Genomic DNA, 19,239 nt, shown 5'->3' with positions numbered 1-19,239 from the left:
TAAAATTATACCCACTCCTTTACATCAGGTTTAGGATCTGGAGACTTTGGAAGAATATGACATTTAAAACCAATTAGTTGCATTCCCTTGATCCGGATACCCTGAGACTCTCTATGTACATCCGCATTACGTTCCTGACTTGAAGATTCATATCTTCCCCCTGCATGAAAAGGCCCCCAGGAAACGAAGCCTCCCCCACTGGCTTTTTCGATTTCAGAAGTAAACTCGCTGTTACTTTCACCGAAATGAAGAAAAAGATCTTTCACAAATAAGGCCGTGGTGGTATATGCTGGAATCATTCCATCTGGAGGAGAACCGCCATCAGAAACCATATTATCTTTGAATTCAGGGTTATTCTCATCAAACCGCCAGTATTTACTGGTGAGGTAATTTACGTTGAACCATGGACGAACAATTGGTACCTGACAAATCTTAAAATTCAATTTAAAACTGGATGTATCAATTTTACGGTTGGATTTCTGCTTTTCATAACTACCACTTCCTCCTACAGTAAAAAACCCAAGGCTTAGTCCGCCTCCTCCGCCGCCTTTCTTCGAGTCGAATTTATAGTTAGATTTAAAATCACTGCTGCTAAATGAAAATTCAGTCCAGCCATTATCCGTTTTTGCGAATCCTCCAGGCAAGAGACTTGTATAATAGAAATCCGATCCGGAAGCAAGCCCGGTTAACCTGGCTTTTTCAACATCATCTATATATTGTTGTTTTAGTGTTAACATGCTTCGGCCTTCCACCTGTGAAATAAATGCTGCAATCTGGTCGTACTCTTCCTTAAAGCCATTCGTCACCCAGTCAGCCTTTGCTGCCTGTACTTTACTGCGAAGAATGGAAGCATTAAGACTCCAGAAATGGACGGCTGCAGGGTCCTTTCCGGCCAGAGCATTCACGCGGTGAGTATTATACTCCAGGGCTTCATTCATCCATTTCTGCATCTTTTCATTGTACATCTTTACCAGGGGAGTTTCTTCCAGCACTTCTTCCTCCTCTTCGGTAACGATATTCTTTTTGATCTTCTTTTCTTGTAATAAGCCCCTAAGCCGTTTGATCTTATCTTTGGTCTTTTCATCAGGCTCAAAATTGGCAACCTGGCTAAACTTCAAAATATGATTGTAGGCCTGAGATAATGTATTCTCCTGATGCCAAACATTCATGGTAACATCACCGGTTACACCACTGGTATCTGGAACCATATCACATAGTCGTGAAAGATTTTCAGCCTGCATATATTTCCTGTTAACATCCTGGGCCAGTAACTGGTTAATTTCCTCGGGTGTCTTTTTTGCAGGAGGCTCACCCTCCTCGCCTTCCGGGCGTTCAGGTTCACGTACAATTCCTGTAAGGCCTGTAGAAAGAAAATCAAGTTCTTCAGGAGGATACGGCATCCCCACTGAAAGCCAGGCGAGATAATTATCCTCTGATTTTGGGGCAACATCGTCCCCGTTGGTCAATACATCATAGAGTTTTCCGAGCACTGAGTTCATCAGTTGATCGGGCAATACATCTTTTGCCATAATATTAAGTTTTTTGGTTTGTTACTTAGATTTGAGGATCTCTACCAGAAATTCCCGGGTTGGTTGATCCAGTACTCCACTGATAGTTAAAGAGCGATCTGTAGCCTGAAAATCTTTCAGGGCCTGTTCGGTTTTGGGACCGAAAATCCCATCTGAGGTTCCACAATTGAAACCTAACTGTTTTAGAGCATCCTGCAATTGAACTACCTCTATACCGGTATCTCCTTTCTTTAAGATCTTGGTTGTGAAGTTGAGGCGACCAACCGGTCGCAGACGACGATAACCAAGAATACGATCTGTGGATTTAGCGGTTATTGATACCTGGTTTCCCTGATTACCGCCAAGACAATAAATTCTGGAAGAATTTTGAGAAATACCTGTGAAGATACCTACATGGCCTTTCCATGAATCTCTGCTCTCACGCCAGAAAATAACTACATCTCCTGGTTCCGGATTCTCTACTGGAATCCCTACATTCAACCAGGACCTGGCTGATAATTTGTTGGTGCGTTCCAGTCCCGCTTTATAAGCTACCCAATTCATAAAAAGGCTGCACCAGGCCGCATCGTCGTTAGTATAATTACTGAAGCCACAATCTTTGGCGTACTGGAGAATTTTAGGATTTGATTTTTTACCCGGGATTTCTTTGACCCCGATCTCCGCCGTTGCAATGTTTAGTAGATTTTTCATGGTGAGTGGTTTAAATTAATCGACTAAAAGTGGGGCGAGTAGGGACTTAAAGTTAGGGATTAATTTACAATTATAGAACTTAAGTTCCTGATTTACTGTGTTTTACTAATTAAAAACACAAGAAAATTCAAATTCAATTGTAAGATAATACGCACAATAATATTTTTGCTTACAAATCACAATTACCTGATACACAATAAATTACATTTGAAAATAAAACGAATGGGAATCATCTGAAATCTCAATGATTCCTGCGAATATCCTGCAGACCGAGAGGAATAAAGAATTATGATTCCAGTGATATATTCTGAATATTGACTGAGTAATCAATTACTCTAAACATTGAAAAAATAATTCAAGCTACAGGATATTTTTCACAAGCGTATGAAGAACGTTTATTATATTTGCTTAACCGAGTAAAGCAGATATAAATTGAGGGAATTTATTTCTCTTATTTATTGCCTGATATTTTAACAAGCTATAAAAAGATTTATATTCTCACGGCAACTAAACATCTTATTAAAATTATTATTTTCAAAACATTAGCTAAAAACCCTGGCTATATACTTTGAAGCTTAACCTGTCTGCATGATAAATGTATAGTAGCCTTATGAATTTTTTTTCCAACCTGCCCCATTTTTTAAAATCTCGCTTTACATCAATTTTACCTTTCTTTTGCCTGATATTATTTTTTTTACCGGCCTGTAAAAACGACAAAAAAGATGTTTATACCAACCCTGTGAAAACTGAAACCCATTACGGTAATTTCATAGGGTCTTCATCTTGTATTGATTGTCATCAGAAAGAATATGATAACTGGGAAGGTTCTCATCATGATCTTGCCATGAAAATTGCAGATAGCAGCACTGTGCTTGGAGACTTTAATGATGCTGAATTTATCCATAAAGGAATTACCACCCGTTTTTTTAAAAAAGGAAAGGATTATATGGTTAATACTGAAGGTCCTGATGGTGAATATCATGATTATAAAGTTGATTATACCTTTGGTGTGGAACCTCTTCAGCAATACCTCGTGAAATTTCCTAAAGGTCAGTATCAGGTTTTGCTTACAGCGTGGGACTCAAATAAGGATAAATGGTTTGCCCTTCAGGAAGAACTGGATATAAGGCATAACGAATGGATGCACTGGAGCAGAGGTGCCATGAGATGGAATAACATGTGTGCAGACTGCCACTCTACCAACCTTCAAAAGAACTTTGATCCTGAAACCGAAATCTACAACACAAAATACAGTGAGATTAATGTGAGTTGTGAAGCCTGTCATGGCCCCGCCAGTGAACATGTGAACTATTATAAAAATGGAGAACAAAGCTCAGATCCTCCTTCTCTTTATATGGAAACTGATATGTCCTCAAAAGAAGTGGTAGATAAGTGTGCACGCTGCCATTCACGAAGATCTCAGCTTACTGATTACTTTGATTATCAGGGTCATTTTGTTGATCATTATGATCCTGAATTGCTTGTATACCCTACCTATGAAAGGGATGGACAGATAAAAGATGAAGATTACGTATATGGGTCATTTGTTCAAAGTAAAATGTATCATTCGGGGGTGTCCTGTACAGATTGCCACGACCCTCATACCACTAAAACAAGAAAAACCGGGAATGATCTCTGTTTGAGTTGTCATGAAAAAAGTTATGATGAACCTTCACATCATTTTCATGAAGAAGGTACTGATGCCTCACTTTGTGTCAACTGCCATATGACCGGAAAGATCTATATGGGGAACGATTTCAGAAGGGACCATAGCTTTAGGATCCCAAGGCCGGATCAAACGGTAAAATATGGAACACCCAATGCCTGTAACTCCTGTCACGAAGATAAATCAGCCGAATGGGCAAGTCAGGTTATTGTAGATCAGTACGGAGAAGAAAGAGCTGAGCATTTTTCAGATTATCTCATCCCGGGCCAATTAGGTGACCACAGTGCTTTAAAAAAACTTATAAGCGATCCGGATTTTCCGGCTATTGTACGAGCCACAGCCATCAGACAGTTCGTAAACACTCCTCTTTCTCCACAGGACCTGGAACTTTTACAGAGCCAGCGAAAAGACTCTTCTGCCCTTGTAAGAAATGAAGTGGTAAGAGCCTTAACTAATTTTTCAAATCCCGAGCTTGGGACTTATATTAATAACCTGCTTAATGATACGGTAAGGCTGGTACGAATGAATGCAGCCAGGTATTTTACCTTACAGAACAAAACTGCCCAGAATGAAGAAGCTTTTCAGAAAGCTAAAAATGAATACCTGGACTATTTGAATATGAATTCAGATTTTCCCTCAGGACAACATCAACTGGGTACCTATTATGAAGCTACAGGAGAAATACAAAAAGCGCTGAACGCATATAAGAAAGCTATTGAAATTGATGACCATTATAATTTTTCCAGAATGAACCTCGCCCTCCTGTTCTATAAACAGGGAAAGGTAGCAGAGGCAGAAAAATTATACCTAAAGGTTATAGAACAGGAACCACAGTTTGCTGAAAGTTACTATATGCTGGGACTCCTGTATAATGAAACGAACAATACCGAAAAAGCTATGGAGTACCTTTCCAAAGCCTGTGGGCTGGAAACTCCTCTAATGAGAGCCTGCTATAACTATGCTCTCATATTGCAGCAAAATGGTCAGCACCTGGAATCGGTTTCGGTTCTGGAAAAGGCTTTAAAGTCCTTTCCCATGGATGAAAATCTGTTGTATGTGAAACTGCTTGGTGAAATAAAATCCGGTCATAATAATGCTGCCGTCAATACCATCGAGAAACTTTTACAAATAGCACCTCAAAATAGTAGGTATCAGGATATTTCAAGGCAACTTAAACAGGGAAACATAAGTCCTGTTCGAAATTAAATTCAGGAAACAGTTCAGGCAAAAAGGGGAAAATCCCCCTAGGGCATAAATGGGATTAAACATAACTTGACCTGCAAAACCCCCTGATGATCTCTAATAGATTTTTAAACGATCCTGACATTAAAAAACTTGTTGAGGAGGCTGTTTCCATAAAGACAAAAGGAACCATATTTTCTGATATTACAGATGAAAATGGTTATCAATATGTTGATCTGGTACAGGAAGGAGGTGGCGTACTTGGTATCGCCCTCTTGGGCTATACTTATATTCTGGAAAAGGCCGGAATACGGTTTTACAGCCTTGCCGGGACCTCTGCCGGGTCTATCAACAGCCTTCTAATGGCTTCTCTGGCCAAACCGGGGAAACCTACATCAGAAAAGATTATAAACATTCTTGGAGAAAAGAACTTCTTTGATTTTCTGGATGGCCCGCAAGGTGTTAAGAAACTCATTCACAAACTTGTTACGAGAGAAAAAGGGATACTATGGAATGTGATTTTCAATGCTTACACTATTTTTCTTAAATTAAAATATAAACTGGGATTAAATCCAGGAAAAGATTTTGAAGCCTGGCTGAGCGAGATTCTTCATTCTCATGGAGTAAGTAATCTTAAAACCCTGAAGCAAAAAAGGGAACAAATTCCTAATATAAAACATCGCAACGATCCCGAGTACAGGGCTAAACCTCCCAGACTTTCAATCATAACCTCTGAGATCACCACCCGATCAAAAGTTGAATTTCCCAAAATGGCCGATCTCTACTGGAAAAATCCGGAAGCTATAGATCCGGTTAAATTCGTGAGAACATCTATGTCCATTCCGTTTTTATTCTATCCTTATGAAGTTGATGACCTGCCAAATGCGAGTAATATTGGGGATATTAAATGGGATGAATATGTTAGCTATAATGGTAAAGTTCCTGAAAGGGTCAAATTTGTGGATGGCGGAATGTTATCTAATTTTCCAATTAATACTTTTCATATTAAAGGAGTACCCTCCCGCCCTACTTTTGGCGTGCGATTAAGTACTTATCGCGAAAGATATTCCAATAATGACAGGTTCTTCGATTTCTGTGGGTCTATGATCAGCACCATGCGACAAATTCACGATTATGATTTCATCCTACAAAATCCTGATTACAAAAGGCTGATCTGTAAAATCGATGCCGATGAAAAATTCAACTGGCTTAATTTTGGAATGTCACCCGAGAAACAACAGCAACTATTCCTTCTGGGAGCCCAAAAGGCAATAAGGTTCCTCTATGATTTCAATTGGGAAGAATATAAGGAGATAAGAAGGAAACTAGTTGTATAAATCAGTTTCCTCCTTATCGCACGATCCTTTTATTCCCAGGTTCTTATTTGGATGTGGTATTGTTTTAAATTATTTGTATAACCACAATCTCATCATACTTAGCAACTTATCGATATTCACCGGTTTGGTGAGATAATCATTTGCCCCGGCCTCCAGGCTTTTGGCCTTATCTTCAGGCATTGCCTTCGCTGTAAGGGAAATAATAGGCAGATCCCGGTACGCTGGGTTTTCCCTTATCGTTGTGGTTGCTTCATAACCATTCATAACCGGCATCATCACATCCATTAATACGATATCAATATCCTTTTCTTCTTCAAGTTTATCTATCGCTATTTTTCCGTTATCAGCTATCACCACCTTCATCCCTGAATCTTTCAAAGTTTTGGATAGCGCATAGGAATTGCGTTTATCATCATCTACAAGAAGAACTTTTTTACCCTTTAATACATGCTTTGGGTCATGAAGATCGGCCATTATCTTTTTTTGTCCGGGTGAGAACTTGCTCTCCTCAAAATGTATAAATAATGAAACCTCTTCTAATAGAAATTCTGGTGAAGAAGCCCCCTTCACAAGGATGCTGTCTGTAAACTGATACAGTTCCTTTACTTCCTTTTTTGTAAGTTCCTTACCGGTATAAACCACGACAGGAACATCATTTGCTTTTTCACCGGCCTTTAGTCTCTTCAGCACCTCAATGCCGCTAATATCAGGTAATTTAAGATCGAGAATCATACAATCAAAGCGCTTGGATCTGAGTTTTCTTAAGGCATCCTTCCCTGTGGTTGCCGTAGATATCTTTATTTCTTTATTTTCAAGAATGCTTTTAATTGCTTTTAAGGTGGCCTTATCATCCTCAATAACCAATACCTCTCTCACCTCAGAATCGTATAAATCCTGCATCTTTTGTATAACGGCTTCCACTTTTTTAGAGGAGACAGGTTTTGAACCAAAACCTATCGCACCTTTACCAAGGGCTTCGCGACTTAGATCTTCCGCTGCCATTAGATAAACTGGAATATGCCTGGTTTGCAAATTGAATTTCAGATGATCCAGTACGATGCTCCCTTTCATGTCTGATAACTGATCGTTCATCAGGATACCATTTGGCTGAAACTGGGCTGCCAGTTTCATTCCTTCTTTTCCATCCCTTGCAAAAAGCAGTTTAAAGCCATAATCCTTAGCTAATTTCCTGACAGTTTGTGCAAGAAATTTGTCTTCATCAATAACCAGTAAAGAATAATCTGAAATCTTCATATTTTCCCTATCGTCAGGGATATAGGACTCAGGAATATCGGCCGATTTAGGTTCAGGCAACTCCCGGTTTCCATTATGTTGGGACTTCTCATATTTCGCTCGCTGGTATGAGGAAATAGCGTCGTCTTTTTCTGTTATGGGAGCACTGGTAAGATCTGTGGGAATATAAACTTTAAACACACTACCTTCTCCTTCAGCGCTCTCAATATGTATCTCCCCGCCCAATAATCTTGATAGCTCTCTTGAAATTGTCAAGCCCAGGCCCGTACCTCCATACTGGCGGCTAATTCCTCCTTCGGCCTGTTGGAAGGCCTCAAAAATCATCATCCTTTTCGCTTCGGGAATACCTATACCGGTATCCTGGACCGAAATTTCCAGAACCTCTGATCTTGAAAGAGTGATTTCCCTAAAACTTACACTTTCATCAGGTTTACCTATCGAAACGTTGACCGATCCTTTTTCCGTGAATTTGATAGCGTTTGAAATCAGATTTTTGACGATCTGTTCCAGTCGTTGCCCATCTGTGATAATGTTTTCCGGTGCATTAGACTTCGTTCTTATGGCAAATTTCAGTTTTTTGGATTTTGCCAATGGCTCGAACTGATTCTGAAGGTTATTTATAATGCTCTCGATTGGCACTTCTTCGGGATGAATCTGCAGTTTCCCTGCTTCCACTTTTGAAAGATCGAGAATATCATTAATAAGGTTCAGCAGGCTCAAACCACCTTCATAAATGATGCTCGCAGATTTTTGCTGATCTTTGAACAAGTTACCTTTCCTGTTATCGCTAAGATCCTTAGAAAGAATCAGAAGGCTGTTTAGCGGTGTCCTCAATTCATGGGACATATTTGCCAGGAATTCTGATTTATATTTACTGGCAAGTTCCAGTTCCTTCGCTTTGCGTTCCACTTCTACCCTGCTGGATTGCAGATCTTCTTTCTGCATCTCGAGATCTTTCGTTTTCGATTCAAGATCGTCATTGGCCATCTGCAGTTCCTTACTCTGTATCTTTAATTTCTCCTGTTGTTTCAACAGTTCTTCAGACTGTCGCTGTGATTCTTCCAGGAGATCTTTCATTTTTTCCCTATCCAGAGCAGAGTTGGTAGTAATTGCTATGTTTTCTCCTACTGAACGTACCAGTTCCAGCTGGTTATCGTTAAAAGACTTGAATGAACCAATTTCTATCACTCCCTTAACCTCGCCATCAATAATGAAAGGCTGGACCAGAATATGCCTGGGTTCTCTTTTCCCAAGACCCGAGGAAACACTTATATAATCTTCGGGTAGGCCTGAAAGTACAATAGCTTCTTTCTCTAAAGCAGCCTGCCCTACAAGTCCTTCTCCAAAATCAAATGTGGTTTTCAGTGATTTTCTATGTGTGAAAGCATAAGAACCGGTCATTCTTAATTGCTTTTTATCTTTATGCTTTTCAGCCAGATAAATCACACCAACCTGCCCATCCAGATATTTGGTGAGATAAGAAATAATATTTTTGGAAAGAGTAAGAATATCCTGCTCTCCACGCATCCTGTCGTTAAGTCCGGCCTGCCCGGTTTTAATCCATGCTTCGTTCTCATTCTCTTCCGAAATACGTTTCAGGTTCTCGGTCATCGAGTTCAGGGCGATCCCTAGTTGGTCGGCCTCACTACGCAGTGGCATCTCTATAGAGAAATTCCCTTCAGCAATGGTATTTGCTGCTTTTACAATCGTGGTGAAGGAGTCAACCATCGCGTTAATGTTATTTTTAAGCTCCTGAACTTCCCCTTTTACTTCTACATCAATCTTTCTGGAGAAATCACCTCGTGCAAGTGCCGTAGATACTCCCGCAATATCACGTACCTGGGAAGTAAGGTTACTTGCCATCTGGTTCACATTGTCTGTAAGATCTTTCCAGGAACCGGCTACGTTAGGCACTTCAGCCTGGCCTCCAAGAATACCTTCCGTACCCACTTCACGGGCCACGTTGGTTACCTCATCTGCAAATATGTTAAGGGCGTCCACCATGATGTTAATGGTAGTAGAAAGCTCCAGTACTTCTCCACCTTTCCCCTGTTCGGAAATCTTTTGTGAAAGGTCACCATTCGCAACCGCTGTGGTTACCGAGGCGATCTCCCGTACCTGAGTGGTAAGGTTGGAAGCCATCGTGTTCACATTATCGGTCAATCCCTTCCAGGTACCTGCGACATTCGGTACTTTGGCCTGTCCACCCAGTTTACCTTCGGTACCCACTTCACGTGCCACACGCGTTACCTCCGCGGCGAAAATGTTCAGCGAGTCCACCATCTGGTTAATGGTTTCCTTAAGTTCTGCGATCTCCCCTTTTACATCAATGGATATCTTTCTTGAAAGGTCACCGTTCGCTACGGCTGTCGCTACGTTGGCAATCTCCCTCACCTGGCTTGTAAGGTTACTTGCCATGGTATTCACGTTATCGGTAAGATCCAGCCAGGCACCACCAACGTTTGGCACTTCGGCCTGACCACCCAGCATTCCTTCGGTACCCACCTCACGTGCCACACGAGTTACCTCGTTAGAAAGAATATTCAGGGAGTCCACCATCGTATTGATGATAGTAGAGAGTTCCAGTACCTCTCCCCCTTTTTCTTCTTCGGAAATCTTTTTAGATAAATCCCCATTCGCAACCGCTTTGGTCACCGATGCGATTTCCCGTACCTGAGTAGTAAGGTTCGAGGCCATCGTATTTACGTTCTCTGTCAATTCCAGCCAGGCACCACCAACGTTTGGAACTTCTGCCTGACCTCCCAGAATACCTTCGGTACCTACCTCACGTGCCACCCGCGTTACCTCATCAGAGAAGATGTTCAGCGAGTCCACCATCGTGTTGATGGTCTCTTTAAGCTCCGCGATCTCCCCTTTGGCTTCAATGGCAATTTTCTGGGCAAGATCCCCTTTTGCCACCGCGGTAGCCACATTCGCGATCTCCCGCACCTGAGTGGTAAGATTCGATGCCATGTAATTCACATTATCGGTAAGGTCTTTCCAGGTTCCCGCTACATCAGGCACCTTCGCCTGACCTCCCAGAATCCCTTCGGTTCCCACCTCACGTGCCACACGTGTTACCTCGTCAGAGAAGATGTTCAGCGAGTCCACCATCTGGTTGATCGTATCCTTAAGTTCAGCGATCTCCCCTTTTACATCAATGGTGATCTTTTGAGAAAGGTCACCATTCGCTACCGCAGTCGCTACATTCGCGATCTCCCTTACCTGGGTGGTAAGGTTACTCGCCATTATATTTACATTATCAGTAAGATCTTTCCAGGTACCGGCGGCACTAGGTACGGTTGCCTGACCTCCCAGTTTACCTTCAGTTCCCACCTCACGGGCCACACGGGTTACCTCGGCCGCGAATAAGGTTAACGAGTCAACCATGCTGTTGATGGTATTGGAAAGGATCAATACCTCACCCCCTTTTCCTTCTTCGGTAATTTTTTGTGAAAGATCCCCCTGTGCCACCGCTGTGGTTACCGAGGCAATTTCCCGTACCTGGTTGGTAAGGTTACTCGCCATGGTATTTACATTATCGGTAAGGTCTTTCCAGGTACCTGCCACATCGGGCACTTCGGCCTGACCTCCCAGTTTACCTTCAGTTCCCACCTCACGGGCCACACGGGTTACCTCGTCTGAGAAGATATTCAGAGAGTCCACCATCTGGTTGATCGTATCCTTTAATTCCGCGATCTCCCCTTTTACGTTGATCGAAATTTTCTTGGAAAGGTCACCATTCGCAACGGAAGTCGCTACTTCAGCGATCTCCCGCACCTGAGCTGTTAGGTTCGAGGCCATCGTGTTTACGTTCACCGTAAGATCTTTCCAGGTACCGGCCACATCAGGTACATCGGCCTGTCCTCCCAGTTTTCCTTCCACACCCACCTCACGGGCCACATTGGTAACCTCAGCAGCAAAAATGTTCAGGGAGTCCACCATCCTGTTAATGGTAGTAGATAAGCCCAGTACTTCCCCTCCTTTTCCTTCTTCGGTAATTTTTCTGGAGAGATCCCCATCGGCCACCGCCGTGGTTACCCCGGCAATTTCCCTTACCTGCTCCGTCAGGTTACTTGCCATCTGGTTTACATTATCGGTAAGATCTTTCCAGGTCCCTGATACGTTAGGAACGTTCGCCTGTCCTCCAAGTTTTCCTTCCACACCCACCTCACGTGCCACCTGGGTTACCTGTTCGGCAAAAATGTTCAAACTGCCAAGGGTTCGGTTAATTACATCGGCCATGGCTCTAAAGTCACCCGTTACGGTAAGGCTGAATTTATCTTCCAGTTTTCCTGCAGCAATACTGTTAAGGATCCTGCTTACCTCAAGTACCGGTTTCGCGATCGCTTCAATAAGGATGTTAATGTTGTCGATCATGTCCTTCCACACCCCACTAGAAGCTTTAAATTCAGCACGGGCGTCAAGGTTACCTTCAATACCACCCACACGGGAGATACGTGATACCTCGGTACTCACACCCCCAATCATTTCAACCATCGTATTGTAGGCCTCTGCAAGATCAGCGAATTTGTCGTTGCGTTCCTTTGAGAGTCGGACGGAAATATCACCTTCCCTAAATGCTTCCAGGGCGAAGATCAGACGATCTAACTGTTCATGGACATAATCGTTATCCTTGAACATCTCATCATGAGGAACTCTCCGTGATTTTTTAACAATTGTTCGCTTTGTAGACGTAGATTTTTTCGTAGTGGTTTTACTTTTTGTTTTCGGGGACGTGGTCTTTTTTGACATTTTAATTAGAAAATTTTAATTAACTAAATAAAGTAAGCTGGGAAAAGATGCAGTAGGTGTCTGATCTTAACAGGATGTAAAAAAAGCCTTTTATATCTAAAAGTTGTGTGAAATTTATGTGAAAAGTTGAGGAAAAATCTTTACTAAACCTATTTTTGCCGCAGATTAGAATTCCGAAATAGTGTTAGACAATTGTAAATAGGTAAATATTTGCGATAGTTTTATCAAATAAGGAAAGACACCTTTTGTAAATAGATAGGTAATATTAATAAAAACCTCCTTATTTAATACAGATCTGTCAAAAATCACCAATTCACCAAAACAATACACATGAGCAAAATTTTACTGGTTGAGGACGATTACCATCTGGGACTAATACTTAAGGACCAACTGGAAATGCATGGGCACGAGGTAAGTCTGGTTAGACTTCCAAGAACAACAATTGAAAATCTTCTTGAAGATAAATTTGATCTGGTGATATTAGACAAATTATTAAAAGGAATTGATGGAACCGAAATCTGTGCAGACATACGAAATACCGATGGTATCTCAAATATTCCCATACTAATGATGTCTGGGCTTGATGGCTCTGAAGAAATCTGCATTGCTGCCGGAGCAAATAATTTTATTCCAAAGCCTTTTGAAGTAGATACTTTTCTTAATAGTATTCACTCAACTATGGAGATGGCAAAGGTTGGGCAGTAAAAGGACTGGATTTCTGGAAACTACTTAACTTCAGAAGACAAATTTCCGATGAGATAAGGGGCTGGTAGCTTTCTCTATGGCTCCAGGCCACGCATTTGTTTCTGACTTTTATTTGAGAAAACTGCAGCTAACACTTCCTAGCAAGCCCACCTTAATCTTTCTTTTGAAATTGCTATAAATCATTAGTAAATGTCTCATTTTTGAATTTTAAAAGTCCAGGCATGGTAACTTGGCATTTCATCAAATTGAATCGATGAAGTATCGATTATCAACTTTCCATTTTCATATCGCCAATCCAATTCCCGGTCTAAACCTAATAGTTTTAATCTGGTTCCAGCTCCCGGGTTTGGAATATCCAGGATTAATTCATCTTCCGGCCAATAAAAACTGATAGCATAAATATTCCCTTCATTTTGTGTATACGCCAAACTTGTATTTTTAGATTGATATAAGGCACTCAAACCATATTCAGAAAGATCTTTATCCAGATAAAACACGGAGGATGGCACTACCGAAAATGAATCAGTTTTTTGTTGTTTCCATAATAGCTGAATATGTGCATTTTGTTTATGCTCCTTAAAATCGATCTTTAGCCTATAAACCTCTTTTTCATTCAGGTAAACAGAAGCTTCGCCCCCATTATAGCTAGCATCACGCATAACTTCAGCCTGATTTTCATTACCAGAAAAATTTTGATTGATTAATACATCCCCGTTTAAAATTAACCTAGCTTCATCATCAGCATTTAATTTAAAAGTATAATTACCCGTTTTTGGAACTTTCATATAGGTTTCCCACTGAGCAGAGAAATCATCTTCACGAATTTTTGGTAATGGTGAATTACGAACCCAGTTAAAATCTATTTCCTTATCAATGTGCAAGACTTTAATATCTTTTTCCACTGTTCGAATCTGGTACGGTTTTGAACCATAAATAGCTTCCCCATTGATGCTTAGCCAATTCCCCAGTTGAACCAATCTTTCCTGCTGAATCATAGGAATTTGACCATCGGCCTTTGGACCAACATTCAAAATCATTCCACCTCCATTTGCTACAGTTTCGACAAAACGTTTTATAAGTTCAGCTGGTGTTCCATATGCTTCGAGGTCTTCATTCCGGTTCAATCCAAACGAGCGTCCTATTCCCCGCACTTCAACCCAGGGCCGATTAACTTCTATAATTCCAGAACTATATTCCGGGGTAAGGAAACCAATGTCAATTCCGCGTCCCCAACGATTATTTACTATGGCTTCATCTCCAATTAGATCATAATACCAATTGATTAATTCCGCAGAATGCCATTGCTTTGCTGTATTAAACCATTCGCCATCACTGAAAACAAGCTTTGGTTTATAGGTACTTACCAATTCTTTAAACTGAGGAATCATGTAGTGATCAACATAATCGTGTATGCTATCATGAGGATCTGTATACCATCGATGAAGAGGATGGTTCCATTCTGCCAGGGAATAGTAAAGTCCCATTTTTAACCCTTCCTCTCTAACGGCATCGGTAAGCTCCTTAACAATATCTCGATGGGGGCCTGTATCCACACTATTCCAGTTCCGGTTATATTTACTTGGCCATAAAGTATAACCATCATGATGTTTAGACACCAGAACTACATATTTTGCACCTGCCTTTTTAAAAAGCTTCGCCCAATCTTCCGGATTAAAAAGTTCTGCCCGGAATAATTTAGTAAAATCATTATAGGTAAAATCTTCTCCATAAGTGTTTTCCAGAAAACTTGTTCGTAATGAATCCTTAGTTTGAATTCCCCTTAAAAACCATTCTCCATAAGACTCTTTCCCTCCATAAGCCGGGACAGAATAAAGTCCCCAGTGAATGAAGATACCTAATTTTGCATCTTTAAACCATTGAGGGTTTTCCCGGTTCTCCAGCTTCTTTATAAGATTCTCATCATTAGTTTGTGCAGCAACAGAATCTAACATAAGGGCTATTACAATAGCGATACTTAAAATTAATTTAGGCTTCTTCAAAACTGATTTAATTATTTTATTCCGGTAGTTTTATAAATCCACTATTAATCTAATGCTATTATTTATTCCATTCCATTTTAGCATTGTCCAAACTCCAGTTATTGTCAAAAAACCCGGCAGCCTTTACTCCGGTTAATCCTTCCTGACCCAATTTCCCATTAAAAATCATAAAATCAGGATAAAATGTACCATTTAAAAGATAATCATTGGCCCAGGCAGCTTTCATTCCTTCTTCACCTGTGGCGCTTATTACTCCTATACTGGCAATCTCGCTATCCATTCTTGGATAAATGAAATAACTCCCCCAATTCCTTCCCTCTATTATCTCTTCATCAAACTGCATTTTGCCTTTCGAAACCTGGATTGGCGATTTTTTTAAAAGCTTATCCCATGCTGAATTGTTGTCGCTATTTCCATATAAAATTATGTTTCTATCGGGATATTGTGAAAGAATGAATTCAGAATCAGCAATTAATGTTAAATCACCATTGGCGCGATAATAAAACTTCTCAGCATCATATTTTGCGCGATTATAGTACCAATCATTCTCCTTCTCTGTTCCATGCGTTGCATAAACCAAAACTGGATTATGTCTAAAGACATTTTTAAACCCACCAGCCCTGTGGGGACCTTTTTCCTTCTTTTCAGGTCGCTTTGTAAATTGCCATGAATTTTGATCTTCAGATAAAATTAGACTCAGCCCTGTATCGGGAACAACTAATTTATTACCATCAATTAAAATAGAGGTAGGTCGATTTTGAATTTTTCTTAAATCCAGCTCTAATGTGTGAATATTCTTAGTGGTCAAATTCCAAATGGTGCTGTCTTTCTCAAAAGAAAAAGCACTTATTTCGAATGGTTCTTTCTGTTGAAGTATTTTTATAAAATATGCTTTCTCAGAAACTCCAGGAGAAGCAGTTTTAAACTTAAATTTTTTCAGATCCTCCTGAGGTTTTTGCGAATGAACTTTGAAATAATCAAAAATTAAGGGCCAATCCATGCTATGATCGCCATACCAATGGGTGCCTTCTGGATATTCATAATATGCAAAATCATTATGGAATTCTCCCAACCGTTCTCTCATTTCTCGCGCTATAAAAGTAGGCACAACTGTATCATCTTCTCCATGTAAAACATATATACCAAAATGCAAGTAATTCTCTATTAACTCTAGAGTTCGGCTCGTATTTCCAGCACTCCTTATCAAGGCGTTCATCCGCTCTTCTTTTTCAGATTTGAATTTAAGATTAGTCTTTTCTAAGAATTCTTCTTCATTCATATTAAATCGTTCTTCCAGCATTACATGGTTTTTAGAAATCCTTTTTAAAAAACTTTCACGATACCCCAATAAATCTGGATATCCGGCGGCTGGAGCGATTGCTGCGAATTTATCAGGATATGTAACTCCAAGATACCATGTTCCATGGCCACCCATTGAGTGCCCGGTTAAGTAGGTTGTAGAAGGATTCGTATTCCACATCTTTTCGGCGTGAGAAAGAACTTCCAGAGCATCTAAACGTCCCCAATCTTCCCAGGCAAAACCAAAAGGCCGCCGATTGGTAGGTGCAACTATATGTCCCCAGTCTTTCTGTTTGTATGCATTTGCCTGATTAACTGCCTCAACCGAGGCTCCATGCAAGGACAAAAACAAGGCCTGATTTGGATTAATCGTATCTAAAGATGGTGCTACACTATAATACTGAACGCTCCCATCTATATCACTAAAAAAGGTTCTTTTATGATGCTGATACTTAGACTTAACCGGAAGTATTGTAGTATATGTATCTATAATTTTTCCTTCAGAATTATGAAGCTCGAGATTCAAATTAACCTTCTCTTTTTTCCCTATATTTTTTGGTGCTGGTATTTCAAAAGGGATTTTACGTACATATAAAGACGGAATTTCATCAATCTTAGTTTCTACCATTTCCCCATCTATTCGCGCGATAATTTTGAAATCCTTAATACTTCTATTATCAGAGTTCACAATTCTGACTGCTGCAGGAAAATTCTCTTCTTCTCCTTTCAAAATATCTGGCAACGTCATATCGCGCGGAGTAATTTGGAGCTTCTTTGCAGGTTTAATAAGACGAGCTCGCATACGAGGGAAGCGACCTGCAGAAAGAAGGAATTCATTTTTACCTTTTTTAAGTTTAACCGGCACTAAACTCCAACCAAAGTCATAATGATCGCCTTCATGCGGGTAACCATTTATTAAAACATTCGTATGTCCTGAAGCTTCAAATAATACTATTGAATCTGTATCCGAATTGAATTCCAGGTAAAGGTAACCAGAACCCAAATCTTCAAATTCATTTTTATCATTTACTGAAGTTGGGTCCCATTTCACAGGTTCATCCTTATAATTTTCGCCGGCAATTTTCCCTGCTTGAATATTACTATTGCTTTCACCTATATATTCAAATAAAAGTGGGTCATATACTACAGCTTCTGCTACTTCAGGAAAGTTTTCTTTTTTAAAAATTAAGGCTTTTTTAAATACATGATATAATTCGCCTTCGTGAATATCTTCAACCTTCTCTTTACCAAAATATTCAACAATATTTCCTTTAGGTTTCTGAGCCCAAACTGTTAAGACATTGCATAGAAATACACACAGAAAAAATATTCGCATAATTTAATTTTTAAACATTCCCGATATAAAACTATACTACCGGACGTAATTAGATAAGTCTCTAAAATCAGCATTTTAAGATTAAAAAGAAAACATTTTAAAACAATATGCACATACTAACCTTCAGAGCTGAAATATAACTTTGATATTAGCCATAGAATTAATCCACCTAATTGTGCAAATGAGAATGGGGAATCCTTATTACTTTAAAATTCCTGATAAAATTACCCGATAAATCCTTTTCTAATATAATTTGAAAAAACCGGGTGATTTAACGCAGTAACTGTTCCATTCTATGGATTAGATTTATCCGGAAGTGGAAAGGGGATATTATAAAATAAAAGGTAAGGTATTATACAAATGTCTTGCACAATAAAAAAACGCAACTAACTAAATAAACGTCAGTTGCGTTTTGAAAAGTCGGGATGACTGGATTCGAACCAGCGACCCCACGCACCCCATGCGTATACGCTACCAGACTGCGCCACATCCCGATTCAGGACTGCAAATTAAACAGCTTTATTTTAAATTTCAAAAGGAAATCTGAATTTAAAGTTTCAGACCTTTTTTTCTGAAATATTCCATAAACTCATCAGGGTGGGCTCCAGTACGAGTTTTATTCTCTAGGCCATCTATCATACCCATTTCGGAAGCGGTCAGTTCAAAATCAAAAACCCTGGAATTTTCAATAATTCTGTCGGCATGAACGCTTTTAGGGATAGTCGCCACTCCCTTCTGCAGGTCCCATCGAATAACGATCTGAGCAGGACTTTTTCCATATTTATCAGCCAGATCTTTGATCACTCCGTTATTGAGAATTTCGCCTCTCATTAAAGGAGCCCAGGCCTGATACTGAATATTATTATTTTTACAGTAATCCAGGATATCCTCCTGTAACAGTCTCGGATGAAATTCATTTTGAAGAAGCGCAGGTTGAACTCCTCCAAGTTTCTTTACATTTTCCAGGTGATGTATAAGACAATTGCTCAATCCAATGGCCCTCACTTTCCCGTCGGTATATAGTTCCTGTAATATTTTCCAGGTTTCAAGATATTTCCCCGGGACAGGCCAATGAATCAGGTAAAGATCTATATAATCCAGGCCGAGTTTTTTCAAAGAGACTTCAAAAGCTTTTCTTACCGACCCGGCTCCCTGATCACTGATCCATATCTTTGTGGTAACGAATATTTCTTCTCTTGGAATTCCGGAACTTTTTATCGCCTCTCCCACTCCCTCTTCATTCTCATAGAAACTTGCCGTATCTATCAATCGGTATCCATTCCTTAAAGCATGGGTGATCGAATTGATTACTTCTGCCCCATCCTTTGCCTTATATACCCCAAGACCCAGATAGGGCATTTCAACTCCATTGTTAAGTTTAAGTCTTCCTTCTATATCACTTAATTTCATGTTGATTTTCTATTTGAATCATAAAAACACCAATCTCCTTTCCCACGCTCGGTAAGGCCTACATATTTATCCTTTC

General features: G+C 40.1%; 9 protein-coding genes and 1 tRNA gene. 3 read left to right on the top strand and 7 right to left on the bottom strand.

From position 1 onward, the window contains the following. Positions 1–5: 5 nt before the first annotated feature. Together EZJ28_RS08065 and EZJ28_RS16225 are read right to left on the bottom strand one after the other, a co-directional pair. Entirely contained in the window at positions 6–1,529 is a 1,524-nt protein-coding gene (locus EZJ28_RS08065; RefSeq protein WP_131396653.1) for a hypothetical protein, read from the bottom strand. 21 nt (positions 1,530–1,550) lie between these two features. Further along, entirely contained in the window at positions 1,551–2,219 is a 669-nt protein-coding gene (locus tag EZJ28_RS16225) for a TIGR02594 family protein (RefSeq protein ID WP_131396651.1), read from the bottom strand. A gap of 739 nt (positions 2,220–2,958) precedes the next feature. On the opposite strand from EZJ28_RS16225, the gene EZJ28_RS08055 reads away from it, so the two are divergent. Further along, entirely contained in the window at positions 2,959–5,091 is a 2,133-nt protein-coding gene (locus EZJ28_RS08055; RefSeq protein WP_165499047.1) for a tetratricopeptide repeat protein, read from the top strand. 86 nt (positions 5,092–5,177) lie between these two features. After that, entirely contained in the window at positions 5,178–6,404 is a 1,227-nt protein-coding gene (locus tag EZJ28_RS08050) for a patatin-like phospholipase family protein (protein ID WP_131396647.1), read from the top strand. A 69-nt stretch (positions 6,405–6,473) separates the two neighbouring features. On the opposite strand, the gene EZJ28_RS08045 is transcribed toward EZJ28_RS08050, so the two are convergent. After that, positions 6,474–12,413: a HAMP domain-containing protein gene (locus tag EZJ28_RS08045; protein WP_131396645.1), complete on the bottom strand. Its 5,940-nt coding sequence runs from the start codon at positions 12,411–12,413 to the stop codon at positions 6,474–6,476. 330 nt (positions 12,414–12,743) lie between these two features. Between EZJ28_RS08045 and EZJ28_RS08040 the strand changes: the two genes are divergently transcribed. Then, positions 12,744–13,118 carry a PleD family two-component system response regulator gene (locus tag EZJ28_RS08040; protein ID WP_131396643.1) on the top strand — a complete coding sequence of 125 codons (375 nt, stop codon included), beginning with the start codon at positions 12,744–12,746 and terminating at the stop codon, positions 13,116–13,118. 194 nt (positions 13,119–13,312) lie between these two features. On the opposite strand, the gene EZJ28_RS08035 is transcribed toward EZJ28_RS08040, so the two are convergent. The 4 genes from EZJ28_RS08035 to EZJ28_RS08020 all read right to left on the bottom strand — a co-directional run bounded on the left by EZJ28_RS08035 (position 13,313) and on the right by EZJ28_RS08020 (position 19,163). Beyond that, positions 13,313–15,070 carry an alpha-L-fucosidase gene (locus EZJ28_RS08035; RefSeq protein WP_131396640.1) on the bottom strand — a complete coding sequence of 586 codons (1,758 nt, stop codon included), beginning with the start codon at positions 15,068–15,070 and terminating at the stop codon, positions 13,313–13,315. 106 nt (positions 15,071–15,176) lie between these two features. Beyond that, positions 15,177–17,753 (bottom strand): alpha/beta hydrolase, encoded by a 2,577-nt coding sequence (locus EZJ28_RS08030; RefSeq protein WP_131396639.1) that lies wholly within the window; start codon positions 17,751–17,753, stop codon positions 15,177–15,179. A gap of 420 nt (positions 17,754–18,173) precedes the next feature. Continuing rightward, positions 18,174–18,247: transfer RNA gene (locus tag EZJ28_RS08025), tRNA-Pro, on the bottom strand. 55 nt (positions 18,248–18,302) lie between these two features. Then, positions 18,303–19,163, bottom strand: coding sequence for an aldo/keto reductase (locus EZJ28_RS08020; RefSeq protein ID WP_131396637.1), 861 nt, complete (start codon positions 19,161–19,163; stop codon positions 18,303–18,305). Between the last annotated feature and the right edge of the window lie 76 nt (positions 19,164–19,239).

The organism is Gramella sp. KN1008, assembly GCF_004332155.1.
GTDB lineage: Bacteria > Bacteroidota > Bacteroidia > Flavobacteriales > Flavobacteriaceae > Christiangramia.
Note: the sequence above shows the minus strand (reverse complement) of the source record. Positions and strands in the feature narration are given on the sequence as shown.